Here is a 25,848-nt window from a genome sequence, read left to right on the forward strand (position 1 = left end):
GGAATCAGTGCGAGGTCGTGCAGTTGGAATCAGGTCCCTCCAGGATGGGGTTGAGCGGCAGAGGGCGCGGGCCGCGCGGCCCCGCGATAGTGCAGCGGCCCTCCGGTGAACGGCGCGAATCCCGTGCCGAATATCACGCCGGCATCGGCGAGATCGGCGTCGGCCACCACCCCGTTGTCGACTTGTTGTTGCGTGCGATCTATCAGGGGCCGCACCAGTCGCCCGGCCAGGCCGGCGGGGCGCTCGCCCGGTGCGCTCTTGCGGGGTTTGCCGTCTTTCCAGACATAGAAGCCGCGGCCGGTCTTGCGCCCGAGGTCATTGGCGGCGACGCGCTCGGCCAGGCAGCGCGGGGGTTCGGATTGTCCGGCGAGCTCGCGCCCGGCGGCAAGCGCGATGTCCAGGCCCACCGTGTCGGCCAGCTCCAGCGGACCCATGGGCATGCCGAAATCCGTCAGGGCGCGATCGACCGTTGAAGGCGCCAACCCTTCGTCCACACAGCGCATGGCTTCGAGCAGGTATGGCGCCAGCACCGCATTGACCAGAAAGCCCGGCGCGTCGCGCACGGGCAGCGGCAGCTTGCCCAATTGGCCCACGAAAGCGCAGGCCCGAGCCTGCGAGGCGTGTTCGTCAGGCCCGGCCTGCACGACTTCAACCAGCGGCATTCTGGAGACCGGGTTGAAGAAGTGGATGCCGATCAGTTGGCCGGGGCGCTCAAGCCCATTGCGCAGGCTGGCCAGCGACAGACTGGAGGTGTTGGTGGCCAGCAAGGCATCGCGCTTCATGCGCGGCTCAAGCGTGCGGTATAGCGCCTGTTTTGCCTCGGCCACTTCGCTGATTGCCTCGATCACAATGTCGGCGCGTGCCACGCCATGGCCCTGTGGATCGGGGATGAGCCGGTCGGCCGCGGCGCGCACGGCGCGGCGGTCTTTCAATTTACGCTGATACAAGCGCGCCGCGCGGCCGATGGCCGGCGCGATACGCGCGGCGTCCTGGTCTTGCAGAGTGACGGTGAGGCCCTTCAGCGCGCACCAGGCGGCGATATCGCCCCCCATGGTGCCAGCTCCCACTACATGGACGTGCGCAACGGGTGGGACGCCCGCTTGCTTGCCGTAGGCTTTCAGCCGTTCTTGCAGTCGGAAGACGCGCAGCAGATTGCGCGCGGCGCCAGACGTGAGAATGCGCTGCACGATCTCTGGCGCCTGCAGGGCGTTGCCGTCGTGTTGCTCCCAGAGCGTGACGATGGCTGGCGCAGCGGGATAGTGCTGTTGCGGGTCTTTGGCGGCGATCTGCTGCCGTGCACGGCGGGCCACCAGCCGCTTGATCGGCCAGCGATTGGTCAGGGCGGCCAGTCCGCGCGCCCGGCGCGCAGGCTTGCCGCTGCGGACGTGTTCGCGGGCCGCCTGTTCGGCCAGCCGAGGCGGCACGCGGGCATCGACGAGACCCAACGCGGCGGCGCGGCGGGCGTCGGCAGGGCGGCCAGTCAGCATCATGTCGAGGGCCGCGGGTGCGCCGATCAGGGCGGGCAGGCGGCGCATGCCGCCCCAGCCTGGGAAAATGCCCAGCATGACTTCCGGCAGGGCCAGCGAGGTGCCGGGCTGGTCGATGGCGAGCCGGTAGCGGCATGCCAGGGCGAGCTCGAGTCCGCCTCCCAGGCAATGTCCGTGGATCAGGGCGAGCGTGGGGTAGGGTACGGCGGCCAGGCGGTCGAACAGGTGCCAGCCGCGCTCGACCAGGCCCTGCGCATCCTGTGGGGTAGCCAGTCGGGAGAACTCGTCGACATCGGCACCGGCGATGAAGCCGGCGGGCTTGCCCGAGCGGATGACAAGGCCGGCCGGCGGCCGGGCCTGCAAGGTGTCGAGCACCGTAGCCAGTTCCGCCATTACGTCGGCGGACAGGGCGTTGACAGCGCTGTCCGCGCGATCGAGAGTAAGCCAGGCCAGGCCGTCGGCCCGGTGTTCGAGATGCCAGTGGCGCAGTTCGGTGAGGGCAGGATGGGTCATGGTGTGGCCTCGGTATCGACCAGCATTGCGCCGCCTTGTCCGCCGCCGATGCAGATGGCCGCTACGCCGCGCCGCAGGCCCCGGGTGCGCAGGGCGTGCAGCAGGTGCAGCACGATACGCGCACCGGAGGCGCCGACCGGATGCCCCATGGCGATGGCGCCGCCGTCGACATTGAGCCGGGATTGATCGAGCGTGCCCCAGGCAGGCGTGCCCAGCTGCGCGCGGCAATAAGATTCATCTTCCCATGCGGCCAGGCAGCCCAATACTTGCGCGGCGAACGCCTCGTTGATTTCCCACAAGTCGGGATCATTCAGTGTCATTTGGTTGCGCTGCAGCAGCGGCGTGGCGGCGTGCACGGGCCCCAGGCCCATCTCTGCCGGGTCCAGTGCCGCCCATTGCACATCGACGATGCGGCCCAGCGGACGCAGGTTCCAGCGCCGCACGGCGTCTTCCGAGGCCAGCAGCAGCATGGCCGCGCCATCCGTGACCTGCGAACTGTTGCCGGCGGTGATGTTGCCCCAGGGTTTGTCGAACACCGGCCGCAGCCTCGCGAGCCGTTCAGGCGTGGAGTCGTCGCGCACGCCGTCGTCGTGGGGATACAGCTTGCCTTTCGCATCGATGAGCGGAACCACTTCATCAAAGGCGCCTTGCGCCCGGGCCGCCAGTGCGCGGGCATGGCTGCGCGCGGCGTAGGCATCCATGGCGCCGCGGCTGATGCCGAAGCGTGTGGCCAGATTCTCGGCGGTCTGGCCCATGGAGAGGCCTACCACGGGGTCGGTGAGTCCTTTGAGCAGTCCGATGACAGGCGCCAGTCCGCGCCAGGGAAATCCGCGCAATGCCGCGAGGCGGCCGCCCACGCCGCGGGCCGCATTCCAGCCGGCGAGCCAGCGCGTCATGTCGTCGGACACGAGCAGTGGCGCGCGCGACAGCGCATCGACGCCGCCCGCGAGCACCAATGAGGCGCGTCCTGTGTGGATATTGGCAATGGCGGAGTCCAGGGCCTGCATGCCCGAGGCGCAGTTGCGCATGACGGTCCAGCCGGGCACGCGGTGACCGCATCCCAGCCGCAATGCAATGACCCGGCCGATGTTGGTTTCGTCAGCGGACGGCGCCGCGCATCCCACGATGACTTCGTCGAGGTCGTCGGGCTGGAAGGGTTGCCGCAGCAACAAGGCGCGGCCGGCCTGCACGGCAAGGTCGGACGCCGCGAAGGGCCCCGGAGCGTTGCGTGCCTTCAGGAACGGACTGCGTGCGCCGTCTACGACATAGATAGGGGTGAATGCCATGGCGGCCTCTAGGCGGCTTCGCGCTGAGCACCCGGCTGCCTGGCGCCGGTCATGCCGAAGTCGAATGGGAAATCGTCGACGCGTATGACTTGATCCCGCAATGCGTCGCGATGCTTGAGAAGTTCGTAATCGTGGCGATCGATCCCGCCAGCGGCGTAGGCTGCATCGGCAAGGTCACGCACGTTGGCTTGAGGGTTGCCGGAGAGTGCGCCGGTTTTTTCGTAAGCACGCAGGCGCGCATCGGCCGGTGCGGCCGCGATGGTGGCCGCCAGCGCTTGCTCGAGCGCGCCAACAGGTTCGTCGGCCGTTGTCGGGATATGGCAACTGGCGGTGAGGCGATCACGCGGGGCGCCGGGTTCAGTGAGCAACCGGGCGACGCGTTGGCCAAGCAGATCGGTGGGTGCATGTTGCGGCGGCCCCCAGGGAAAGAGCAAATGGCGTAACACTGAGCCTACCCAATGTGATGGCATGTTGTCCAGCACCCCATTGAAAGCATCTTGTACGCGCTGCAGGGCATCCTGCAGTGCCCAGTGCGCGAGGGCGGCGTCTTCGGCGGGGCGTCCGTCGTCTTCGTATCGCTTCAGGACGGCGCACGCCAGGTACATCTGCGAAAGAATGTCCCCCAGGCGCGCGGACAGGCGTTCGCGGCGTTTCAGGCTGCCACCCAGCAGGGCCATCGACGTGTCGGCCAGCAATGCATAGGCGCTGGCATAGCGTGAGATGTGGCGATAGTAGGGCTGCATTTCCCGCGCCGTTCCCGCAGGCGCACGTGCCGCGCGCGCGCCGGTCAGGCCATGGCCGACGGCGCGCAATGCGTTGCCGGCCACATAGGCCACGTGACCCCAGAAGGCGCGGTCGAAATCCCGCAACCCGCGCTGGGCGTCGGCATCTGCGGCGGCCTGCATTTCCGCCAGCACATAAGGGTGGCACCGGATGGCACCCTGCCCAAAAATGATCAGGCTGCGCGTCAGGATGTTGGCGCCCTCTACCGTTATGCCCACGGGCACTTGCTGATAGGCGCGTCCGAGGAAGTTCGAAGGACCCAGGCAGATGCCTTTGCCGCCGATGACGTCCATGCCGTCGTTGACGACCTGGCGCGCGCGTTCGGTGACGTGATACTTCACGATGGCCGAGACCACCGAGGGCCTCTCGCCCAGGTCGACCGCGCCCGCGGTCATCACGCGCGCGGCATCCATCAGGTAGGTGTGCGCGCCGATGCGCGCCAAGGCTTCTTCAACGCCTTCGAATCGGCCGACGGGCGTGCGGAACTGGCTGCGCACGCGCGCGTACGCGCCCACGGCGCGGGCCGTGAGCTGGGCCATGCCGGTGTTGGATGCGGGCAGCGAAATCGACCGGCCGGCTGCCAGGCATTCCATCAGCATGCGCCAGCCCTGGCCTGCCATCGCGGGCCCGCCGATGATGAAGTCCAGCGGCATGAAAACGTCGGTGCCCCGCGTGGGCCCATTCATGAACATGGCGTTCAAGGGAAAGTGGCGGCGGCCGGTTTCGACGCCGGGGTGGTCGTGCGGAACCAGGGCACAGGTGATGCCCACGTCCACCGGCCCGCCCAGCAGCCTTTCCGGGTCGTACAGCCGGAACGCCAGGCCCAGCAGCGTGCAGACGGGCGCCAGGGTGATGTAGCGTTTGTCCCAGGTGACGCGCATGCCCAGCACTTCCTTGCCCTGCCACAGGCCTTTGCATACGGTGCCGTGATCGGGAATTGCGGCGGCGTCGGAGCCTGCCCACGGACTGGTGAGCGCGAAGGCCGGCACCTCGTCACCGCGCGCCAGGCGTGGCAGGTAGTGGCTTTTCTGAGCGTCGGTGCCGTAGTGCAGCAGCAACTCTGCAGGCCCCAGCGAGTTGGGCACCATGACCGACACTGCCAGCGCCGACGAGCGCGTCGACAGGCGGGTGACGATCTGCGAGTGCGCATAGGCCGAGAAGCCCAGGCCGCCATACTCGCGCGGGATGATCATGCCCAGGAAGCCGTTGCGTTTCAGGTAGGCCCAGGTCTGCTCGGTAAGGTCGTAGCGCTTGTGCGTGATGTCCCAATCATCGACCATGCGGCAGGCTTCTTCGACCTGTTCGTCCAGGAAACGCTGTTCCGATTCGGTGAGCCGCGGCCGGGGCAGCGCCAGCAACTTCGACCAATCGGGGCGCCCCCGGAACAGCTCGCCTTCCCACCATACGGTGCCTGCCTGCAGCGCGTCGCGTTCGGTGTCGGACATCTGCGGCAGCACCTTGCGATACGCGTTGAACAGCGGCCGGGTCAGCAGCGCCTGCCGCAATGGCCGAAGGCCCAGGACCAGCCCGGCAAGAATTGCCACAATGGCCGCAGCAAGCAGTAGGGCGTACATGGCGCGGAATCTCCTGAGACGGGTTGGCTGGGTCGTGGGCGGGCGAGCGAGGGTCAGGTTCCGGCGTGTTTGGGCAGTGGTGCGCGCAGGCCGCCGAGCAGGAAGCTCATCAGGCGGGGCAGCAGCCGTTCGGCGTCGTGCGTGTCATCGTCATCACCGAGGCTCCACCCGATGCTCAGTCGCAGCACGCCGGTGCCCGCGATGGCGTACGAGGTGGCGCCCAGCATGAATTGAAAGCGCCAGATGATCTCTTCGCGAGGCACGTCGGGCAGGGCGCGGAACAGCGCGGCCTGATACCTTTCCATGACTTCGGCGTATTCCTCGGCCACCAGGGCCCGGATGAAGCCGGTGGGGTCGGTCATGGTGCGCTCCAGCAGGCGCAGGAAATTCTTGCCGGCGTGATCCGGGCTGGCGGCGAGCCGCAGCACCGTGCCGAAGAAGGCATCGACGATCTGTGATGGTTTCAATGGTTCGCCCCCGGCCTGCGCTTCCAGCTGGTCGAGCAGGCGCAGCCGCTCGCGGTTCAGGACTTCCAGGCGGCGCTTCAGCACGGCCTGCACCAGCGCTTCTTTTGAACCGAAGTGGTAATTCACCGCGGCGAGGTTCACCCCGGCTTCGCCGGTGATCTGCCGCATGGAGGTGCCATCGTGGCCCTGGCGGGCGAAGAGCGCCTCGGCCGTGTCCAGGATGGTGTCACGCGTGGAACTGGAGCGGATTTCGTTCATGGTTAATTCAAACGTTCGTTTGAAAAAGATTATAGGCCGCGCATCGACTTCGGGGCGTCGGCAATAACCCTTAGCGGCTATTGCGAGCCTGCTCGGGTGTGGCCCCCCGGCCGGCCGGGGCCGACTGCGCGGCGCGCGCCTCCCACCGCCGCTGCCGAACGCCTTCGGCGCCGTCGCCGTCGATGGCCAGGCGGCGCGGCGCTGGCCGGCCGATGCATAACCCCAATGCGAGCCGGGTCGCGCCGGCCCCCGCCTTGCCCGGCGGGTTACAGTTAACGGCTATTGCGCCGCAGCGGAACGCGGTGATGTTTATTTGCAGGGGTTGCTTGGTATGTACGACCACATAATGGCCGCCGCGGCCGGGAAGGAGCTGTCATGAATGATTCGTCCCATTCGCCGCCGGCTCACTGGAATCTGGATTCGATCGTGTCGGGCCTGAAGGCCGCGCGCGTCGATTGGCGCGGGCCGCGCGGTCGGCTGCGTGAAGACGCCGGCGAGCGCGAATTCCCGTCACAGGAAAGCCTGCGGGTGATCGTGCGGCAACTGTACGGAGCCTTGTTTCCGATGCGGCTGGGTCCCATCGATCTGCGTGAAGAGGTCGAGGATTTCTACGTCGGACACACCATAGGAGCCGCGCTCGATGCGCTGCTGCACCAGGTGTGCCTGGAATTGCACCACATGGGCCGCAACGGCAGCGAACGGGAATCCGACGCCAGCCTGCGCGCGCGCGGCATACAGATCGTGCGCGAATTCGGCGCGGCGCTGCCGCAGGTGCGCCGCGCGCTCGACCTCGACGTGACGGCTGCCTACCAGGGCGATCCGGCCGCGCATAGCGTCGACGAGGTGCTGCTTTGCTACCCCGGCGTCCTCGCGATGATCCACCACCGCCTGGCCAGTGTGCTGTACAAGCTGGGGGTGCCCATGCTGGCTCGCATCGTGGCCGAGATCGCTCACGCCGATACGGGTATCGACATTCATCCGGGCGCCACAATAGGCAAGAGTTTCTTTATCGATCACGGAACGGGCGTGGTGATCGGTGAAACGGCCATCATTGGTGATCGGGTGCGGCTGTACCAGATGGTGACGCTGGGCGCGAAGCGTTTCCCGCCGGGCGAGAATGGCGAACTGAAAAAAGGCTTGCCCCGCCACCCCATCATCGAAGACGACGTCGTGATCTACGCCGGCGCCACCATATTGGGGCGCGTCACCATCGGCCGCGGCAGCACCATAGGCGGCAATGTCTGGCTGACGCGCAGCGTCCCGCCAGGCAGCAACGTAACGCAGGCGAGCCTGGTCAGCGACACGCCGGATTGCGGCCTGGGCGGCGCTTGAAAGGCGGGCAGCGCATGGACGCAGGCCCTGGCGGCGCGGCCGCCGCCGGTAGCCCGGCGGAGCAGGCGGCCGACCTGCGTGCGCTGGGCGATTTCATCGGGCGCCACCAGCATCTGTTCGTACTGACCGGCGCGGGATGCAGCACCGGGTCGGGCATTCCGGCTTACCGCGACGCCGACGGCCAGTGGGCCCGCAGCGCGCCTATTGAATACCCAGATTTCATGGGCCACGCGCTGGTGCGGGCGCGTTACTGGGCACGCAGCACCATAGGCTGGCGGCGTTTCGGCAATGTGCGCCCCAACGCCGCACACCTGGCGCTGGCGCGGCTGGAACACGAAGGCCGCATCGAATTGCTTCTGACGCAGAACGTCGACGGCCTGCACCAGGCCGCCGGCAGCCGCAACGTGCTGGACCTGCATGGCCGACTCGATGAGGTGCGCTGCATGCGTTGCGACTGGCGCGGCACGCGCCAAGCCTGGCAGCACGAGCTCGATGCGCGCAATCCGGATTGGGCCGCGCTCGACGCCGCCGACGCGCCAGACGGCGACGCCGATCTCGAAGGCGTGGACTTTACCCGCTTCAACGTGCCTGCCTGCCCGCGGTGCGGCGGTATCGTCAAGCCCGACGTGGTGTTCTTCGGAGAAAGCATTCCCGCGGAGCGCGGCGTGCGGGCACGCCAGTCGCTGGCGCGAGCCGATGCCATGCTGGTGGTGGGTTCTTCATTGATGGTGCATTCGGGCTACCGCTATGTGCGGGCGGCCGCCGAGGCCGGCCTGCCCATCGCTGCCTTGAACCTCGGCCGCACCCGAGCCGACCATTTGTTCGAATTGAAAGTCGTGCGGCCGTGCGCCGAGGCGCTCGATGCCCTGTACGGACCCCTGAGCCGCGCATCGTGACCGCAATAAGCAAGTGCTTGCCAGCATTGGTTTTTTTCGGGATGGCCCCAAGCTGTCCATAGGGTTGTCCACAGAAATTGGGGATAACCCGCGGTAGGGGCGGACCTACATGGCGGGGAAGTCGTCGCCCAGCAGCGCCCGGCGCGCTGCATGCCAGCTGCCGACATCGGGCGCGTACAACAGCCCCCCTGTGCGATGCGTGGGCTTGTAGGGGCTGGCGTCGAAATGCGCCGAGAAGCCCCCGGCTTCGCGGTGCAGCAACCAGCCCGCGGCGTGGTCCCAGGGTTCGAGCCTGTTGTAGAGCATGACGTGGCAGTGCCCGCTGGCGGCCAGCCGATATTCGTGCGCCGCGCATCGCAGTGATGCGGTCGACGCCAGCGCGGCGAGGTTGCCGTTGACGGTGCCGCGCAAGGGCTCGGGCAGGAAGCCCGTGGCCACCATGCCGTCCATGTCTTGGGGCGGGGCAGGCGCGGCGACCTTCAGGGGCGTTTGCGTTCCATCGGCCGCCTCGGACCAGGCGCCGTCGCCCCGCACGGCCATGGCCCAGTCGTGCGCCACCGGGTCGTAGATGACGCCGGCAAGCACATCGCCGCGATGGCATACCGCCACCATCATGCCGAACAGCGGCAACCCGGCGACGAAGTTGCGGGTGCCGTCGATCGGGTCGATCAGGAAGGCCAGGTCGGCATCGACCAGCATGTTGAGCAGCGCCGGATTGCGCGCGGCGGCTTCTTCGCCCACCATGACGGCGCCCGGATGCAGCCTCGCCAGGCGCGTCGCGATGAAGCGCTCGGCGGCCTCGTCGGCGTCGGTGACCAGATCCCGCGGAGAGCTCTTTGCATGGATGGCTTCGGCCGGCAGGCGCCGGAAGCGCGGCATGACTTCGGCCTGGGCCGCCTCGGCCAGGATGGCCGCAATGCGACGGGTATCTTCGCGGGTAAACGATTTGCTCATGCCGGACTCGGTAGAAAGAGTCGCAAATCTAGCATGATTGAATGGCGTCGAGGCGATGGTGCGCCACAAATGCGCCTTGCGGGACAGCCTCGTGGGCGAGGCCGGTGCCCGGCTTCGATGGTGACGCCGGGCATCGCTCAGTGTTGTCGGGCCTGCATGGCTCAGAGCGGCGGGCGCGTGCCAGACGCCTGATGCCATGCCCGGTGACGCGGGCTTATTCGCCCAGGTCGACACACAGGTACTTGAGCTCGAGATATTCCTCTATGCCGTACTTGGAGCCTTCGCGCCCAAGGCCCGATTGCTTCACGCCGCCGAATGGTCCCACTTCGTTCGAGATGATGCCGGTATTGATGCCGACAATGCCGTATTCCAGCGCTTCGGACACGCGCCACAGGCGCGCATAATCGCGCGTATAGAAATACGCCGCCAGGCCGAAGATGGTGTTGTTGGCCTGCTTGAGCACTTCTTCTTCGGTCTCGAATTTGAACAGCGGCGCCACGGGGCCGAAGGTTTCCTCAATGGCGAAACGCATCGACGGCGTGACATCGCGCACGATCGTGGGTTCGAAGAAGGTGCCGCCCAGCGCGTGCGTCTTGCCGCCCGTGACGACCTTGGCGCCCTGTTCGACGGCGTCGGCGATGTGCTCTTGCACCTTGGCGACGGCGTTGCTGTCGATCAGCGGCCCCTGGGTCACGCCTTCGGCAAAACCGTCGCCCACCTTCATGGCCTCGACCTTGGCGGTCAGGCGCTTGACCACTTCTTCATACACGCCCGACTGAATGTAGATGCGGTTTGCGCAGACGCAGGTCTGGCCGGCATTGCGATACTTCGAAGCGAGAATGCCATCGACGGCGCGATCGAGGTCGGCGTCATCGAACACGAGGAAGGGCGCATTGCCGCCCAGTTCGAGCGACAGCTTCTTGATCGTGGGGGCGCATTGTTCCATGAGCGTGCGGCCGACTTCGGTCGAGCCGGTGAAACTCAGTTTGCGCACTTCATCGCTTTCGCACAGCGCCGCGCCGATGTCGCGCGAGCTTCCGGTAATGACGTGGAAAACGCCTGCGGGCACGCCCGCTTCTTCGGCCAGTACGGCCAGGGCGAGCGCAGTCAGCGGCGTCTGTTGAGCGGGCTTGACCACCATTGTGCAACCGGCCGCCAACGCGGGACCCACCTTGCGGGTGATCATGGCCGCGGGGAAGTTCCACGGCGTAATGGCCGCCGTCACGCCGATGGGCTGCTTCAGCACCATCAGGCGTTGGCCTGCCTTGGGGCTTTGCAGAATATCGCCGTCGATGCGCTTGGCTTCTTCGGCAAACCATTCCAGGAACGAGGCGGCATAGGCGATTTCACCGGCCGCTTCCGTCACCGGCTTGCCTTGTTCCGACGTCATGATGGTGGCTAGGTCTTGCTGATTGGCCATCATCAGCTGCGCCCACTTGAGCAGGATGGCGGCCCTTTCCTTGCCGGTCTTGGCTGCCCAGGCTGGCAGCGCCGCCGCGGCGCTGGCGATGGCCTGCTCGGTTTCTTTGCGGCCCAGCTTGGGCACCGATACGATGGTCTTGCCGGTAGAGGGATTGTCGACCGGGATCGTGGCACCGCCGCCGGCGCCGACCCATTTTCCATCGATGTAGCAGGCGTCGCGCAGCAGTTCGGCGCGCTTGAGAGATTGAGGCAATTGCGACATGGAGACTCCTTGAAGGATGAATGCGCGTAAAGGCCAACCGGCCGCGTGCGCGCCAGGAATGCGCACACGCGGCCGGGAAAACTCGCCGCAGACGCAGCTCAGGCGGTCAGGATGTCGGCAATGATATCCAGCGCCTGGCCGAACTGGGCGTCCGGAATGGTCAGGGGGTACAGGAAGCGAAGCACGTTCCCGTATACACCGCAGCTTAGCAAAATAAGACCGCGCTCAAGCGCCTTGTCCTGCACACGCTTGACCGCCGCCGCGTCCGGTTCGCCCGTGGCGGGATCACGCAATTCCAGGGCCACCATCGAACCGAGGCCGCGCACATCGGCAATGGCCGCGCAACGCGGACGCAGGCTGTTCAGGTGGTCCTGCAGGCGCTGGCCCAGTTCGGCGGCGCGGGCGCACAACTGTTCTTCTTCAATCACATCCAGCACCGCATGCGCCGCGGCGACGGCGAGCGGGTTGCCGGCGTAGGTGCCGCCCAGCCCACCGGGGGCCGGTCCGTCCATGACTTCGGCACGGCCCACCACGCCCGAAATGGGGAAGCCACCGCCCAGGCTCTTGGCCATGGTGATCAGGTCGGCCTGCACCTCGTGATGCTGCATGCCGAACAATTTGCCGGTACGGGCGAAGCCGGTCTGGACTTCGTCGGCTATCAGCATGATGCCGTGCTCGTCGCATACCTTGCGCAGGGCCGTCATCAGTTCGGGCGGTGTGATGTTGAACCCGCCTTCGCCCTGCACAGGCTCGATGATGATGGCGGCCACGCGGCGCGGATCAATATCGGACTTGAACAGCAGGTCGAGCGCCTTGAGCGAATCGGCCACGCTGATGTCCTGCGTGCCATTGGGGAACGGCACGTGATAGATGTCGCCCGGCATGGGGCCGAAGGCGAGCTTGTAGGGAGCGACCTTGCCGGTCAGCGCCATGCCGAGCATGGTGCGCCCATGGAACGACCCGGTAAAGGCGACCACGCCCGAGCGGCCGGTGTAGGCGCGCGCGATTTTCACGGCGTTTTCCACTGCCTCGACGCCCGTGGTGAAGAATGCGGTTTTCTTCAGGCCGTCGATCGGGGCCAGGGTGTTGATGCGCTCGGCCAGCGCGACATAGCTTTCGTACGGAACGATCTGGTAGGCGGTGTGCGTGAACGCTTCCAGCTGTTCGGCCACGGCAGCCTTCACCTTCGGATGACGGTGGCCGGTGTTGAGCACGGCGATGCCGCCGGCGAAATCGATGTATTCCTTGCCGGTGCTGTCCCACAGCGTGGCGTTTTCCGCGCGCACGGCATACATGTCGCACATGACGCCCACGCCACGGGGCGTAGCCAGCGAACGACGGGTGTTCAGATCTCGGTTTTGCATTTCAGCCTCGATGGCAAACAGACATGGGTGCCGCGGCGCGGCAGGAAGAGCGGGGCGCCGTGACGCAGCGCCTGCCAGACTTCTATTTAACGCTAAGATGGCTCCATTACAAAGAACCACTCTGGCAAATCAGGTAGAACCAATTGCGTACCCTGGCGGGCGACCTGTTGCAACTTCGGCTGGGCGAGCCATCCGACGGCCCGATGAACAAGCGGCTGTACCGCGGCATCCGCGAAGCCATACTCGATGGCAGCATCCCGGCCGGCACTCGGCTGCCCGCATCGCGCGATCTGGCGGCCGAACTAGGCATTGCGCGCAATACGGTCGTGCACGTGTACGGGCAATTGCTGGCCGAAGGCTATACCTACAGCCGCCAGGGCAACGGCACGTTCGTCACCGACTCGGTGCCCGACACGTACCTGGCCAGCGGGCGCAGCCGGCGTCATGCACCGGCTTCGCTGCCGCGCGCGGCCCTGTCGGCGCGCGGCGCACAGATTGTCGATGAGGCCTCTGCCTCACCGCACCAGTGGGGCGCGTTCATGCCGGGGGTGCCCGACGTCACCGAGTTTCCGCACCAGAAGTTCGGGCGCATACTCAATGCGCTGTGGCGCAAACCGGCGCCGGCCATGCTCAGCTATTCCTACGGGGGCGGCCTGCCGGTATTGCGAGAGGCGCTGGCCCAGCATCTGGCGGTGACCAGATCGATCGATTGCGAGCCCGACCAGATCATCATCGTCGAAGGATCACATCAGGCGATTGATCTGGCTACCCGCATCCTGGGCGACGTGGGCGACGTGGCGTGGGTCGAGAATCCGGGGTACTGGGGCGCGCGCACGGTGCTGGCGGCCAATGGCATCCGTATCGTGCACCAGCCCGTCGACGCCGAGGGCATGCAGCTGCCCGCGCAACCCGAAGGGCCTGCGCCGCGCTTTGTATTCGTCACGCCGTCGCACCAGTATCCCCTGGGTTCGGTGATGTCGCTGGCCCGACGCCGGCAGCTGCTGGCCATGGCCCGCAATTGGGGCAGCTGGATCATCGAAGATGACTACGACAGCGAATTCCGGTTCTCGGGGAGGCCGATTGCGTCGCTGCAAGGGCTGGAGCCGGATGCGCCGGTGATCTACCTGGGTACGTTCAGCAAGACTCTGTATCCCGGATTGCGGGTCGGCTACCTGGTTCTGCCCAAGTCCCTCACGCGCGCCTTCCAGGCGGCGCACGCCGAGTTGTACCGTGAAGGCCACTTGATGACGCACGCGGCGCTGGCCACCTTCATTTCCGAAGGGCATTACGCAGCCCACATCCGGCGCATGCGCATGCTGTATGCGCGGCGCCGCGCCATGCTGGTCAACTTGATCGAGCGGCGTCTCGGACCCGACTGGCTCGACCGCGATTCGAGCGACGCCGGCCTGCACCTGGTTGTGAAATTGCCGGCGGGCATGGACGATACCCGGGTCGTCGAAGAGGCTCGTACCCGCGGCGTGCTGACACGGCCCCTGTCGCGCTACTTCGCCGTGGGAACCGACAGCCGCCCCGGTTTGCTTTTGGGCTACGCGTGCGTGCCGGAGCACGACATCGCTCGTAAATTCGAAGTCGTGCTGGACAGCCTGGCCGCTGTGGCGCGAAGGCGCGCGGGCGCGATACACGCATAGCCGCCGGTCGCCAGCGGCTCGCGGCCGGCCGCAGGGGCGCGCAGACCCATGCCGGCCCGCTTGGCGGGCACCTCGGTTAAACGGAGTCGCGCGCGACTCCGGCTCATCCCGCCGCGCACGCATCCCCACCCATACCCGCCTCGCCCGAAATCCCGGCCCGGTCCCGCGCCGAGCAGGCTGTTCAAGCCTGTTCAGGCAGGTGCAGGGGCCCGCCCCAGCGCGGCGGCCAGGCCCGCGGCGTTACGCATACCCTGGTCCTGGTAGTTCGTATTCAGGACGGCGTGGGCGTTGCGTACGCGTTCGGCGACCCGCCTGAGCCGCTCGGCGATGTCGGCCAGCTCGGCGGGTGTGTATTCGTACTGGAACCGTCCCGACGATGCGCCGGACGGCGTGTTCCAGGCGGCGGCGTTGCGGCCGTGCATACGCAGGATGGCCAAGTCGGGATGGGTGCTTTGCCACACCGCCGGCACGGTGTTGTCGATGCCCTGCGGAGCGTCCACGATGGTGTGCACGACGCCCAGGTCGCGCTGGAACGCCAGCGTGGCCAAGGTGCGCGCAGAAGTGTCGAACCAGCTGCGATGCCGGAATTCGGCGGCCATCAGATGTTCTTCCATGTGGCGCGCGCACGCCATGACCAGGCTGCGTCCTCGCGCGTTGGCGTGTACCCAGGGCGCGAACTGGAACTGCACCGCTCCCAGTTTTCCCGAGATGCGCAAGGGTTCCAGCGCTATCAGGAAGCGCCGCCACAGTTCTTCCCGCAGGTCGTCAGGCATCTGGTTGTAGAAGAGCCCGGCCTGCGCGCCTGGGCGAGTGGCGCCGGCGAGTGTTGCAGCGTACCCGTCGGGCCCGTGGCCGAGTTCGCGTCGAATATCGGCGGGCAGGGCGCCAAGCGGGGTGTGGTGGCCCGTGAACAGCCGAAATGCCTTGACGTTGAAGACGAATCCGGGCGGCGTGCGACTGGCCCAGAGGTGCGCGGTGTGCGCGCCGGGCATGGCGTAATAGGTGGAATCGACCTCCGCCATCGGAAACTGGCGCGCATAGTGGCGCAGCCTTTTTTCAGGCGTGCTGGCATGCGGTGGGTAGAAGCGGCCGCATGCCAGCAGCGTGGGGTCGGTCCAGGAGGCGGTGCCGGTGAGGATGGGCATGTGAGCTGGCGCGGCGGCCGGCAGCAGCCGTGCAGTTCCGTTATAGTCTGTATGAATATACAGTATTGCGACTTCTGCTTGCCATGCCCACCACGTCCTCCGATACCGCCGACCACTACCTGTCCGACCTGAACCCGGCCCAGCGGGCGGCGGTCGAGTTTGGCGCAGGCCAGCCCGACGCGCCGGCCCTGCTCGTGATTGCCGGGGCGGGGTCGGGCAAGACCAGCACGCTGGCCCACCGGGTAGCGCACCTCATCCTCCGCGGCGCCGATCCGCAACGCATGCTGCTGCTGACGTTTTCACGCCGCGCCGCCCAGGAAATGGAACGCCGCGTAGGCATGGTGTTGCGGCGGGTCATGAAGCTCCATCCGGCCCAACAGGCGCCCAGCCTGCCATGGGCCGGCACGTTCCACAGCATCGGCGCGCGACTGTTGCGTGATTGCGCGGGGCGCATCGGCCTGTCAGAGAGCTTCACCATCCATGACCGGGGCGACGCCGAAGACCTGATGGGCATGGTGCGGCACGAACTGGGGCTGTCCGCCACCGCGGAACGCTTTCCGCTCAAGGGCACCTGCCTGTCCATCTATTCGCGGGTGATCAATAGCCAGGCGCCGGTGGCCGATGTGCTCAAGCAGGCCTTTCCCTGGTGCGCGCAATGGGAGGCCGAACTCAAGCGCTTGTTCGCGGCGTACGTGCAGGCCAAGCAAGACCAGCAGGTGCTCGACTACGATGATCTGCTGCTGTATTGGTCAGAGATGATGCAGGACGAGGTGCTGGCGCGCGATGTGGGCAACCGTTACGATCATGTGCTGGTTGACGAATACCAGGACACCAACCGCTTGCAATCCGCGATCCTGCTGGCCATGAAGCCCGAGGGGCATGGCCTGACCGTCGTAGGAGACGATGCCCAGTCGATTTACTCGTTCCGCGCGGCTACCGTGCGCAATATCCTGGATTTTCCGGGTCAGTTTGCAAGTCCCGCGCACGTCATCACCCTCGAGCGCAATTACCGGTCGACGCAGCCCATACTGGATGCATCGAACGCAGTCATCGGGCTCGCGAGCGAACGGTACACCAAGAACCTCTGGACCGACCGCGTATCCTCAGTCCGTCCCGCGCTGGTCACGGTGAGTGACGAAGCCGGTCAGGCCCGCTGGATCGCCGACCAGGTGCTGGCCCAGCGCGAAGCGGGCGCGACACTCAAGTCGCAGGCCGCGCTGTTCCGCTCGTCCAACCATAGCGCGGCGCTGGAACTGGAACTGACGCGGCGCAATATTCCCTACGTGAAATTCGGCGGCCTGCGCTTTCTCGAGGCGGCGCATATCAAAGACGTGTTGTCGGTGCTGCGCTGGGCCGAGAACCCGCGCGGGCGGCTGGCCGGGTTCCGCGTGGCGCAGTTGCTGCCGGGTATCGGCCCGGCCATTGCCGGGCGGCTCATCGAGGCGATGTCCGAGGCGGCCGAGCCGATGCAGGCCCTGCATGATTTCAAGCCGGGAGCGGCGGCCAAGGCCGATTGGGAGGCCTTCTGCGAAACTTATGCGGCCTTGCGCGCCCCGGGCCTGCAATGGCCGGGCGACCTCGATCTGGCTCTGCGCTGGTATGCGCCGCAGCTCGAGCGCCTGTACGAAGACGCCCGCGTGCGCAAGGCCGACCTGGATCAACTTGCGCGCATTGCGGCCGGCTACGCCAGCCGCGAACGGTTCCTGACCGAACTGACGCTGGATCCCCCTGATGCAACCAGCGCCGAGTCCGGTCCGCCGCTGCGCGACGAAGACTACATGATCCTGTCCACCATTCATTCCGCCAAAGGCCAGGAATGGAAGGCTGTGTACGTGCTCAACGTCGTGGACGGTTGCATTCCCTCTGACATGAGCACCGGCACCGCCGAAGAAATCGAGGAAGAGCGGCGCTTGCTGTACGTGGCCATGACGCGCGCCAAAGAGCAGCTGCACCTGGTGGTGCCCCAGCGTTTCTACGTGCACCAGCAGACGGGCATGGGAGACCGCCATGTCTACGGCTCGCGCACCCGGTTCATACCCGATGCGTTGCTGCCTTTGTTCGACAGCCTGCCCAAGCCCCCGGAACTGCCGTTCGGGCGAGCCCAGCCTCGCGCCGAGCCCGAGCCGCGCATGGACGTCGCGCGAAGGGTTCGGAAGCTGTTTTCCTGAGCTATCATGCCCCGGTCGCCGTCGAACGCGGCGCCACACCAGAGAGGCTGCATGTTGCACGATCAAACCGGCCCGCCGCCGCAGGAACGCGAAGTCGTGGCGTCGGTGGCGTATGTGCGCGGCGAGCGCGCGCGCGACGTACCGGTCGATGACATCCGGTCGAGCGTGGGCCAGGAAGACACCTTGTTATGGATAGGCCTGCATAATCCGCGCGACGAGCTGTTGCACCATGTGGCCGACGCGCTTGGAATCCGGCCCAAGGCCGTGGAAGAACTGCTGGAGCCGCATCGCCGTCCCAAGATCATCGACTTCGGGCATTGCGTACTGGTGGTGGCAATCACTGTGGAAGTGGGCCGCGCCAAGCCGGCGTTTGGCGAAACGCAACTGGTGATCGGTCGTGGCTTCTTGCTGACGGTGCGGCGGGGCGCCACCAGCGATTACCGGGCGCTGCGCGCGCGGCTCGAGGCTGCCCCGGACCTGCTGCGTCGGGGCAGCGATTATGTTGCGTCAGAGTTGCTGGACCTGCTCGTGGATCACTACGTCACGGCCGCCGGGCAACTGGAAAGCGTGGTCGAGTCGGCCGAGCAGAAGCTCCTGATACGCGGCGCCAAAGACTCCGATATTCGCAGGTTGTATCGCCAGCGCCGCGACCTGCTGCGCATCCATACGGTCATCGCGCCGCTGGCCGAGATCTGCCGCCGCCTGTCCAGCATGGAGATGTCCGTGATCGACCCCGAGGCGCGGCCGTATTTTTCGGTGGTCGCCGACCGGGTTCGGCGAGTCGATGACCTGATCAACGGTCTGCGCGAAGCGCTGGCGTTCGCCTTCGAAGCCAGCATGATGATCGCGCAGACGCAGCAGAACGACATCACCCGGCGGCTGGCTGCCTGGGCTGCCATTCTCGCAGTGCCTACCGCTGTCGCCGGGATCTACGGCATGAACTTCGAATTCATGCCCGAGCTGAAGATGGTCTGGGGTTACCCAGTGACGTTGTCCGGTATCGCCGGCGCTTGCGGTGTGCTGTATTGGCGGTTCCGCAAGGCGGGCTGGCTGTAGCCCGTGCCCGTCGCCAGGCGCGGGATGCTGTGGCACACTGCACGCCATTCGTGTTCCGGGAACTTCGTTTTGCGCAGGCAGTTTTCATTTGGCCGTATGGGCCGCCGGCTGGGTGGCGTATTGGGTGTGGCTTTGGCCGCCGCATTGGTGCACTGGTTCCAGGGCAACGACGACGCTCCTGCGCAGCCGCCGTCGCGGCCGGCCGGGCAGGCGGCCCCGCAGTCCGCCGATGCCGTGCCGGTGGGCCGTTACACCCTTACCGGCCAGGTCATCGCGGTTCCTGACGGCGACACCATCAGCTTGCGGGTGGGCAGCCGGCGGCACCGCATCCGGCTCGACAGCATCGACGCGCCCGAGGCCGGACATGGCGCCCAGCAGCCCGGGCAGCCTTATGCCGACGCGGCACGGCGGCATCTCGAGCAGCTGGTGGGGGGCAAGACGATCACTGCTCAATGCTATGAGCAGGACCAATACGAACGCGACCTCTGCGCGCTGATGCTGCCCGATGGCAATTCCGCCAATCGGGCGCAGGTGGCGGCCGGCTTTGCGTGGGCCTATACCGCCCGTCGCGGCGAGTACCTGCGTGATCGCGCCTTGCCCGCGCTGCAGCAGCAGGCCCGGGAAGCCCGCCGGGGCCTGTGGCAGCAGGGTGGGGCCATGGAACCCTGGAAATGGCGTTACGAATGCTGGCGGAACCAGCGCTGCTAGGCGCTGGTCCAAGGCGTAGGCCCGGCGTCGACCCCGGGCCAATCTGGATGCGGCGCGCGCCTGGTCTTTGCTATGCTTGCGCCGGCCCGGTGCGGGTCAACTACACGGAAACGGCGTTATGGGTGCATGGCTGAGGGGATGCTCGATGGCGGTGCTGCTTGCGGCACTAGCGCTGGCCGGCTGTTCGCAGGATCCCATCAACAGTCCGTATGAATCAGGGGCCCTGGCCGAAAACACTCTGTATACGGCTTTCGTCAAGCGTTCGCCCAAGTATCTCGATCCGGCCCGTTCGTACTCTACCGACGAAACCCCATACACCTACAACATCTACGAGCCCCTGTACGGCTATCAGTACCTCAAGCGGCCGTATGAACTGATTCCGCGAGCGGCTTCCGCCGTCTCGGCGCCACGCTATCTCGACGCACAGGGCCAGGAGCTGCCTGCGGACGTCCCGGGCGACCAGGTCGCCGAGAGCGTGTACGACATCCCGATCCGCACAGGCATCCGGTTCCAGCCGCATCCGGCCTTCGCACGCGAAGCCGATGGCAGTTATAGCTATTTCCCCCTCAAGCCGGGCGAGCTCGACGACAAGTACTACGTGCCCGATTTCCCCAAGACGGGAACGCGCGAACTGACGGCGGACGATTACGTCTACGGGATCCGCCGCCTGGCCAGCCCCAGGGTGGCCTCGCCCATCTATTCGGTCATGGCCGAATATATCGTGGGCATGCAAGACTATGGCAAGCGTCTGCGCGAACGCGACGCCGAACTGCGGCGCGGACTGCCTTTTGGCCAGCGAAACCTGCCCTGGCTCGACCTGCGGGAACCCGACGGCTTCGAAGGGGTGCAGGCGCTCGATCCGCACACGCTGCGCATCCGCGTCAAAGGCAAATACCCGCAGTTCAAGTACTGGCTGGCCATGACTTTCACGGCGCCCATTCCCTGGGAGGCCGACCGGTTCTACAGCCAGACGGGCATGGCCGAGCACGACCTGTCCTTGAACACCTGGCCGGTGGGTACCGGGCCTTTCATGCTGGCCGAATCGCTGCAGAACCGCCGCCATGTTCTGGCACGCAATCCCAACTACTGGGGCGAACCCTATCCCTGCGCCGGCGAGCCCGCTGATCGGGCCGCGGGCCTGCTCGACGATTGCGGCAAGCCCACACCGTTCCTGGACCGCGTGGTCTTCAGCGTGGAGAAAGAAGCGGTTCCGCTCACCGGCAAGTTCATGCAGGGCTACTACGATATTCCGCAAGCCGAGCGAGGCGAATACGGAGTGGCCATGCTGGTTGCCGCCGGCGATTCCCCCGACAAGGCCAGGCGGTATCGCGAACATGGCATTCAGCTGCCGACGGCCATCGAGACCTCGAGCTGGTACATGGGATTCAATTGGCTCGATCCCGTGGTGGGGCATGGCGATACGCCCGAGCAGCAAGAGAAGAACCGCAAGCTGCGGCAGGCCATCAGCATCGCCTTCAATTGGGAAGAATACGTCGCGGTCTTCGAGAACAGCCAGGCCATGGTGGCCTACGGGCCGGTGCCGCCCGGCGTTTTGGGGTTCCGCGAGCCGCCCGAAGGGATCAACCCGGTGGTGTACGACCTGGTCGATGGCAAGCCGCAGCGCAAGCCGCTCGACGTTGCTCGGCAACTGCTTGCCGAAGCCGGGTATCCCAATGGCCGGAACGCCGAGACCGGCGCGCCGCTGGTGTTGTACTACGACGCCATGTCCGGGGGAGGCGCGAATCCCCAGTTCGACTGGATGCGCCGGCAACTGGCCAATATCGGCATCCAGATGGACGTGCGCTCTACCGATTACAGCCGCTTCCAGGACAAGATGCAGCGCGGCACGGCCCAGATGTTCTTCTGGGGCTGGGTGGCCGATTATCCCGACGCCGAAAACTTCCTGTTCCTGCTGTACGGGCCCAATGGCAAAGCCAATCATGGCGGCGAGAATGCCGCCAACTACGCGAACCCCGAGTACGACCGGCTCTTCGAACAGATGAAATTCCTGGACGATGGCCCCGAGAAAGAGGCCATCATTGCCCGCATGGTGGCCATAGTGCAGCGTGATGCGCCATGGATGTTCGGCTTCTTCCCGATGTCGGGCGGGGCTTATCAGCAATGGGTGGGCAACGCCAAGCCGACGCAGATGGTGCGAAACACGCTGCAGTACATCAAGGTCGATCCCGAACTGCGAGTGCGCAAGGTGCACGAATGGAACACGCCGCTATGGTGGCCGTTGGGTCTGCTCGTCCTGGTGCTGGCCCTGGCGATCTGGCCGTCTTACGTCGCACTGAAGCGGCGTGAGCGCCAGACTGCGTTCGGCGCCCGCGCGGCCGACGCGTCCGCGGCCAAGGAGCCCCAGTCATGACCGCCTATGTCATCCGCCGCCTGCTCTACGGGGTGTTGATCCTGCTGGGCGTGAATCTGTTTACGTTCATTCTTTTCTTCGCCGTCAACACGCCGGATGACATGGCGCGCCTGGCCATAGGCGGGCAACGGGTCAGCCAGGAGGCCATCGAACGCTGGAAGGTCGAGCACGGGTACGACAAACCGCTGTTTGTCAACACGGCCGCCGAAGGCGTTGAGCAGTTTACCGAAACCGTCTTCTACCAGCGCTCGGTGCCCTTGCTGGCGTTCGAGTTCGGCTCGTCCGACGCAGGCCACGATATTGGCCGTGAAATACGCATGCGCATGGGGCCTAGCCTTGCGCTGGCGATCCCCACTTTCTTCCTGGGGCTGTTCGCCAGTGTCGTGTTCTCGCTGATGCTGGTGTATTTCCGCGCCACCCGCCTGGATTTCTGGGGGGTGGTGCTGTGCGTGATATTGCTGTCGATTTCCAGCCTGTTCTACATCATTGCCGGGCAATGGCTGTTTGCGAAGGTCTTGCGCCTGGTGCCTTACTCCGGATTCGCCGGGGGACTGGACGCAATCAAGTTCCTGGCATTGCCGGTACTGGTCGCCATCGTGTCTCGCCTGGGGCCCGAAGCGCGCTTCTACCGCACGCTGTTCCTCGAAGAGGTCGGCAAAGACTACGTGCGCACGGCGCGCGCGAAGGGGCTTGCCGAGCGGGTAGTGCTGTTCCGCCACGTGCTGCGCAACGCCATGCTGCCCATTCTTACGGGCACGGTATCGGCATTGCCCCTGTTGTTCATGGGCAGCCTGATCGCCGAGTCGTTCTTCGGTATCCCGGGGCTGGGCAGCTACACCATTGACGCCATCAATTCGCAGGATTTCTCCATTGTGCGCGCCATGGTGTTCCTGGGGTCGGCGCTGTACATCCTGGGCCTCATCCTGGCCGATATTTCATACACGCTGGCTGACCCCCGCGTGCGCTTTGAGTAACCGCCATGCCCAAGTTCGTATTCCTGTGGACGGATGTCGCCTTGTTCCTGATGGTGGCGGGCCTGCTGGTCTATATCTGGCGCGCCAGGCGCAGCCGCACGCTGCGCGCCACCTGGGCCCAGGTGGGCCGCGACGCGCCCGCCATGTGTTCGGCGGTCGTGCTCAGCGCCTTCGCGGTGGTCGGCTTGCTGGATTCGATCCACTTCCGCCCGCAGTTGCCCCCTGTGGCAGGCGCCGCTCCCGATGCACCGCCGGTTTACGCGCCAGCCGTGAAATCGGCGCTGGACAGCCTGCTGGATGGTTCGGTCCTGGCGCGTCCCGAGAAGACCTATTCGGCGCCCCTGGCAGCCCGCCAGTTCACCAAAGAAACCGAACTCATCGACGGCCAGCCCGTGCGTGATTTCCCGCGCCTGCGCAGCGGCGGCGCTCACCTCGACGATCCAGAGTCTCAGCTGGTGCAGGACGTGGCGCGGCGCCTGGCGTGGGGCCTGGCGGGCGGACTCGCCGCGGCTATCGCGGGCGGCGCATTGCTGGCCGCTGGCCTGGCGCGCGCGCGGGGCGGGTGGCTGCGCGCCTGGGGCGACATCATCCGTGGCCGTACCGACGTACCGTGGCGGGCAATATGGATCACCTATGCGGTATTGTGCGTGGTCACGGGCGCGGTGGCAGGCCTGGCCAGCGGCTACCATGTTTTCGGCACCGACCGCACCGGCAATGACGTGCTGTGGCAGGCATTGAAAAGCGTACGAACGGCGCTTGTCATCGGCAGCCTGACGACCTTGGCGATGCTGCCCCCGGCTATCGGATTCGGCATTGCGGCCGGCTATTTCAAGGGCAAGGTCGACGACGCCATCCAGTATCTGTACACCACGATCACCTCGATACCGGGCGTGTTGCTGGTGGCCGCCTGCGCCTTGATGATGCAAGTCTACATAGATACGCATCCTGAACTTTTCGACACCTCGGCGGCGCGGGCCGACTTGCGGCTGTTCCTGCTGTGCATGATCCTGGGCCTGACCGGATGGGCCGGGCTTTGCCGCCTGCTGCGCGCCGAGACGCTCAAGCTGCGCGAACTGGAATACGTGCAGGCCGCGCGTGCCTTCGGGGTATCGCACTGGCACATCATGCGGCGGCACCTGCTACCCAACGTGATGCATATCGTGCTGATCACGGCGGTGCTGGAATTCTCGGGCCTCGTGCTGTACGAGGCGGTGCTGTCCTATCTGGGCATCGGCGTCGATCCCAGCATGAACTCGTTCGGTTCCATGATCGACCGCGCGCGCGTCGAGATGTCGCGCGATCCCATGGTGTGGTGGAATCTGCTGACTGCGTTCCTGTTCATGCTTGCGCTGGTGCTGGCCGCCAATCTGTTCGCCGATGCGGTACGCGATGCGTTCGATCCGCGGGCGCGGCGCTTCCGGCCCGCGAGGCTCGCTGCCGGCGGCGCCACCGCCGTGCCCGACCCCGGAGCTCACCAATGAGCCGCTCTCACGCTCTGCTCGACATCAACGGGCTCGAGGTCGCCATTGCCGGCGACGCCGGGCTGACCCACGCGGTCAAGCGCCTGCAACTCGCAATCGATCGCGGCGAGACATTCGCCCTGGTCGGCGAGTCGGGTTGCGGAAAGAGCATGACTGCGCTGGCGCTGTTGCGTCTGCTGCCGGATGCCGGCCGCATTGTGGGCGGCCAGGTCACGCTGGACGGTCAAGACTTGAACCAGTTGTCGGAAAGTGCGATGCGCGCCGTGCGGGGCGGACGGATCGGCATCATTTTCCAGGAGCCGTCCACCAGCCTGAACCCGGTGATGCGGGTGGGCGACCAGATCCTGGAAACCCTCAAGGCGCATACGCCGCTGCGCGGCGATGCCGCACGGGCGCGCGCCATCGACTGGCTGCGGCGCGTGGGTATTCCCGAACCCGAGAGGCGCATCGATGACTATCCGTTCCAGTTTTCCGGGGGCCAGAAACAGCGAGTCATGATTGCCATCGCGCTGGCGGCCGAGCCGGCCTTGCTCATTGCCGATGAGCCCACGACCGCGTTGGACGTGACCGTGCAGGCACAGGTGCTGGACCTGCTCGCCGATATCCAGCGCGAGATGGGGATGGCGATTCTGCTTATCACCCACGACCTCGCCGTGGTGCGAAATGTCGCCCAGCATGTGGCGCTGATGCGCGGAGGCGAGATCGTGGAAAGCGCGCCGGCCGCGGCGTTCTTCGAGGCGGCGCGCCACCCCTATGCGCGCCAGCTCTTCGACGCGATTCCCAGCTTCGAGAAGCGGGGCAGGCCCTTGTCGTCCGGCCAGGCGGCCGCGCAGGCCGCCCTGGCGGCGCCGGTCTCGCGGGCGGCCACGGGCCCGGTGGTGCTCGACGTGCAGGATCTGCAGGTGCATTACCCCATACGCAAAGGCCTCCTGCGACGCATCGATTCATGGGTGCAGGCGGTGAACGGGGTCACGTTTTCATTGCGGGCCGGCGAAACCCTCGCACTGCTGGGCGAGTCGGGCTGCGGCAAAACCACTACGGGCAAGGCCTTGTTGCGCCTGGTCGAGGGCGCCCGGGTGCGCGGCCGTGCCGAGTTGAACGGCGTAGACCTGCTGCGGGCGGGTCGCGGCGAACTGCGCCGCCTGCGCCAGGACATACAGATCGTGTTCCAGGATCCATACGCCTCGCTCAATCCCCGGATGCGGGTCGGCGACATTCTCGACGAGGGCATCGCATCACTCAAACCCGAGCTGTCGGAGTCGCAGCGGCGCGACCGCACCCGACACCTGCTGCAGCGCGTGGGTCTGCCGGCCGACACCGATGCGCGATATCCGCATGAGTTTTCCGGGGGCCAGCGCCAGCGCATTGCTATCGCGCGCGCCCTGGCCGTGGAACCGAAAGTGTTGATCTGCGACGAACCGACTTCTGCGCTCGATGTGTCCGTGCAGGCGCAGATACTCGATCTGCTGCGTGAACTGCAGGCCGAGCTGGGTATCGCCTATCTGTTCATCACCCACAACTTCGGCGTCGTGGAATATCTCGCCGATCGCATTGCCATCATGCACGGCGGGAAAATCGTGGAAGAGGGCAGCGCCGATGCGGTGCTGCATGCGCCGCGACATGAAATGACGCGGCGATTGCTGGCTGCGGTTCCGCGGCTGGCATTCGGTCCGGCAAGCTAGCGTAGCCAGCTTGCCG

At 66.2% G+C, this 25,848-nt stretch carries 18 protein-coding genes; 10 read left to right on the forward strand and 8 right to left on the reverse strand.

Translation table 11 applies throughout. The annotated features are described in order from the left end of the window. Positions 1-29: 29 nt before the first annotated feature. Genes ACV17W_RS20225 through ACV17W_RS20240 form a run of 4 tightly spaced genes read right to left on the reverse strand, consistent with a single transcriptional unit; the run spans position 30 to position 6,368 of the window. Positions 30-2,000 (reverse strand): 3-hydroxyacyl-CoA dehydrogenase NAD-binding domain-containing protein, encoded by a 1,971-nt coding sequence (locus tag ACV17W_RS20225; RefSeq protein ID WP_462594147.1) that lies wholly within the window; start codon positions 1,998-2,000, stop codon positions 30-32. Beyond that, positions 1,997-3,286 (reverse strand): acetyl-CoA C-acetyltransferase, encoded by a 1,290-nt coding sequence (locus tag ACV17W_RS20230; RefSeq protein WP_462594148.1) that lies wholly within the window; start codon positions 3,284-3,286, stop codon positions 1,997-1,999. The genes ACV17W_RS20225 and ACV17W_RS20230 overlap by 4 nt, the downstream gene beginning before the upstream one ends. An 8-nt stretch (positions 3,287-3,294) precedes the next feature. Continuing rightward, a complete protein-coding gene (locus ACV17W_RS20235) occupies positions 3,295-5,643 on the reverse strand; it encodes an acyl-CoA dehydrogenase (protein WP_462594149.1) in 2,349 nt (782 codons plus the stop codon). 53 nt (positions 5,644-5,696) lie between these two features. Further along, positions 5,697-6,368, reverse strand: coding sequence for a TetR/AcrR family transcriptional regulator (locus ACV17W_RS20240; RefSeq protein ID WP_462594151.1), 672 nt, complete (start codon positions 6,366-6,368; stop codon positions 5,697-5,699). A 375-nt stretch (positions 6,369-6,743) separates the two neighbouring features. On the opposite strand from ACV17W_RS20240, the gene epsC reads away from it, so the two are divergent. Beyond that, positions 6,744-7,700 (forward strand): serine O-acetyltransferase EpsC, encoded by a 957-nt coding sequence (gene epsC / locus ACV17W_RS20245; RefSeq protein WP_462594152.1) that lies wholly within the window; start codon positions 6,744-6,746, stop codon positions 7,698-7,700. Positions 7,701-7,714: 14 nt separating this feature from the next. Further along, positions 7,715-8,596, forward strand: coding sequence for an NAD-dependent protein deacetylase (locus ACV17W_RS20250; protein WP_462594153.1), 882 nt, complete (start codon positions 7,715-7,717; stop codon positions 8,594-8,596). Between the two features lie 105 nt (positions 8,597-8,701). Here the strand turns inward: ACV17W_RS20250 and ACV17W_RS20255 are convergent, their stop codons facing one another. From ACV17W_RS20255 to ACV17W_RS20265, 3 genes are all read right to left on the reverse strand, one after another. Then, a complete protein-coding gene (locus tag ACV17W_RS20255) occupies positions 8,702-9,550 on the reverse strand; it encodes an inositol monophosphatase family protein (RefSeq protein ID WP_462594154.1) in 849 nt (282 codons plus the stop codon). 214 nt (positions 9,551-9,764) lie between these two features. After that, a complete protein-coding gene (locus tag ACV17W_RS20260; protein ID WP_462594155.1) occupies positions 9,765-11,234 on the reverse strand; it encodes an NAD-dependent succinate-semialdehyde dehydrogenase in 1,470 nt (489 codons plus the stop codon). A gap of 98 nt (positions 11,235-11,332) precedes the next feature. Then, positions 11,333-12,598: a 4-aminobutyrate--2-oxoglutarate transaminase gene (locus ACV17W_RS20265; RefSeq protein ID WP_462594156.1), complete on the reverse strand. Its 1,266-nt coding sequence runs from the start codon at positions 12,596-12,598 to the stop codon at positions 11,333-11,335. Between the two features lie 143 nt (positions 12,599-12,741). On the opposite strand from ACV17W_RS20265, the gene pdxR reads away from it, so the two are divergent. Further along, the gene (gene pdxR / locus ACV17W_RS20270; protein ID WP_462594157.1) at positions 12,742-14,247 is read left to right on the forward strand and encodes a MocR-like pyridoxine biosynthesis transcription factor PdxR; all 1,506 of its coding nucleotides are present in this window, start codon (positions 12,742-12,744) and stop codon (positions 14,245-14,247) included. 191 nt (positions 14,248-14,438) lie between these two features. On the opposite strand, the gene ACV17W_RS20275 is transcribed toward pdxR, so the two are convergent. Continuing rightward, positions 14,439-15,392 carry a DUF72 domain-containing protein gene (locus tag ACV17W_RS20275; protein WP_462594159.1) on the reverse strand — a complete coding sequence of 318 codons (954 nt, stop codon included), beginning with the start codon at positions 15,390-15,392 and terminating at the stop codon, positions 14,439-14,441. A gap of 83 nt (positions 15,393-15,475) precedes the next feature. Here ACV17W_RS20275 and ACV17W_RS20280 point away from each other — a divergent pair, with 83 nt between their 5' ends. The 7 genes from ACV17W_RS20280 (at position 15,476) to ACV17W_RS20310 (ending at position 25,832) form a co-directional block, all read left to right on the forward strand. Beyond that, positions 15,476-17,560, forward strand: a complete 2,085-nt coding sequence (locus ACV17W_RS20280) for an ATP-dependent helicase (protein ID WP_462596599.1) — start codon at positions 15,476-15,478, stop codon at positions 17,558-17,560. Positions 17,561-17,611: 51 nt separating this feature from the next. Further along, positions 17,612-18,616: a magnesium and cobalt transport protein CorA gene (locus tag ACV17W_RS20285; protein ID WP_462594161.1), complete on the forward strand. Its 1,005-nt coding sequence runs from the start codon at positions 17,612-17,614 to the stop codon at positions 18,614-18,616. 96 nt (positions 18,617-18,712) lie between these two features. Beyond that, positions 18,713-19,324, forward strand: coding sequence for a thermonuclease family protein (locus tag ACV17W_RS20290; RefSeq protein WP_462594162.1), 612 nt, complete (start codon positions 18,713-18,715; stop codon positions 19,322-19,324). Between the two features lie 118 nt (positions 19,325-19,442). Further along, complete coding sequence (locus ACV17W_RS20295; protein ID WP_462594164.1) at positions 19,443-21,695, forward strand: ABC transporter substrate-binding protein; 2,253 nt, start codon at positions 19,443-19,445, stop codon at positions 21,693-21,695. After that, positions 21,692-22,669, forward strand: a complete 978-nt coding sequence (locus ACV17W_RS20300) for an ABC transporter permease (RefSeq protein ID WP_462594165.1) — start codon at positions 21,692-21,694, stop codon at positions 22,667-22,669. Before ACV17W_RS20295 ends, ACV17W_RS20300 begins: the two co-directional genes overlap by 4 nt. A 5-nt stretch (positions 22,670-22,674) precedes the next feature. Then, a complete protein-coding gene (locus tag ACV17W_RS20305) occupies positions 22,675-24,150 on the forward strand; it encodes an ABC transporter permease (protein ID WP_462594166.1) in 1,476 nt (491 codons plus the stop codon). Then, positions 24,147-25,832, forward strand: coding sequence for an ABC transporter ATP-binding protein (locus ACV17W_RS20310; RefSeq protein WP_462594167.1), 1,686 nt, complete (start codon positions 24,147-24,149; stop codon positions 25,830-25,832). The genes ACV17W_RS20305 and ACV17W_RS20310 overlap by 4 nt, the downstream gene beginning before the upstream one ends. Positions 25,833-25,848 lie beyond the last annotated feature (16 nt).

This window comes from Bordetella sp. MIP270_01_BMS (assembly GCF_054958705.1).

Bases quoted from the DNA above. Each gene is read 5' to 3' on its own strand.
- ACV17W_RS20225 (WP_462594147.1), bottom strand. From the start codon at position 2,000: ATGACCCATCCTGCCCTCACCGAACTGCGCCACTGGCATCTCGAACAC.
- ACV17W_RS20230 (WP_462594148.1), bottom strand. From the start codon at position 3,286: ATGGCATTCACCCCTATCTATGTCGTAGACGGCGCACGCAGTCCGTTC.
- ACV17W_RS20235 (WP_462594149.1), bottom strand. From the start codon at position 5,643: ATGTACGCCCTACTGCTTGCTGCGGCCATTGTGGCAATTCTTGCCGGG.
- ACV17W_RS20240 (WP_462594151.1), bottom strand. From the start codon at position 6,368: ATGAACGAAATCCGCTCCAGTTCCACGCGTGACACCATCCTGGACACG.
- epsC (WP_462594152.1), top strand. From the start codon at position 6,744: ATGAATGATTCGTCCCATTCGCCGCCGGCTCACTGGAATCTGGATTCG.
- ACV17W_RS20250 (WP_462594153.1), top strand. From the start codon at position 7,715: ATGGACGCAGGCCCTGGCGGCGCGGCCGCCGCCGGTAGCCCGGCGGAG.
- ACV17W_RS20255 (WP_462594154.1), bottom strand. From the start codon at position 9,550: ATGAGCAAATCGTTTACCCGCGAAGATACCCGTCGCATTGCGGCCATC.
- ACV17W_RS20260 (WP_462594155.1), bottom strand. From the start codon at position 11,234: ATGTCGCAATTGCCTCAATCTCTCAAGCGCGCCGAACTGCTGCGCGAC.
- ACV17W_RS20265 (WP_462594156.1), bottom strand. From the start codon at position 12,598: ATGCAAAACCGAGATCTGAACACCCGTCGTTCGCTGGCTACGCCCCGT.
- ACV17W_RS20275 (WP_462594159.1), bottom strand. From the start codon at position 15,392: ATGCCCATCCTCACCGGCACCGCCTCCTGGACCGACCCCACGCTGCTG.
- ACV17W_RS20280 (WP_462596599.1), top strand. From the start codon at position 15,476: ATGCCCACCACGTCCTCCGATACCGCCGACCACTACCTGTCCGACCTG.
- ACV17W_RS20285 (WP_462594161.1), top strand. From the start codon at position 17,612: ATGTTGCACGATCAAACCGGCCCGCCGCCGCAGGAACGCGAAGTCGTG.
- ACV17W_RS20290 (WP_462594162.1), top strand. From the start codon at position 18,713: ATGGGCCGCCGGCTGGGTGGCGTATTGGGTGTGGCTTTGGCCGCCGCA.
- ACV17W_RS20295 (WP_462594164.1), top strand. From the start codon at position 19,443: ATGGGTGCATGGCTGAGGGGATGCTCGATGGCGGTGCTGCTTGCGGCA.
- ACV17W_RS20300 (WP_462594165.1), top strand. From the start codon at position 21,692: ATGACCGCCTATGTCATCCGCCGCCTGCTCTACGGGGTGTTGATCCTG.
- ACV17W_RS20305 (WP_462594166.1), top strand. From the start codon at position 22,675: ATGCCCAAGTTCGTATTCCTGTGGACGGATGTCGCCTTGTTCCTGATG.
- ACV17W_RS20310 (WP_462594167.1), top strand. From the start codon at position 24,147: ATGAGCCGCTCTCACGCTCTGCTCGACATCAACGGGCTCGAGGTCGCC.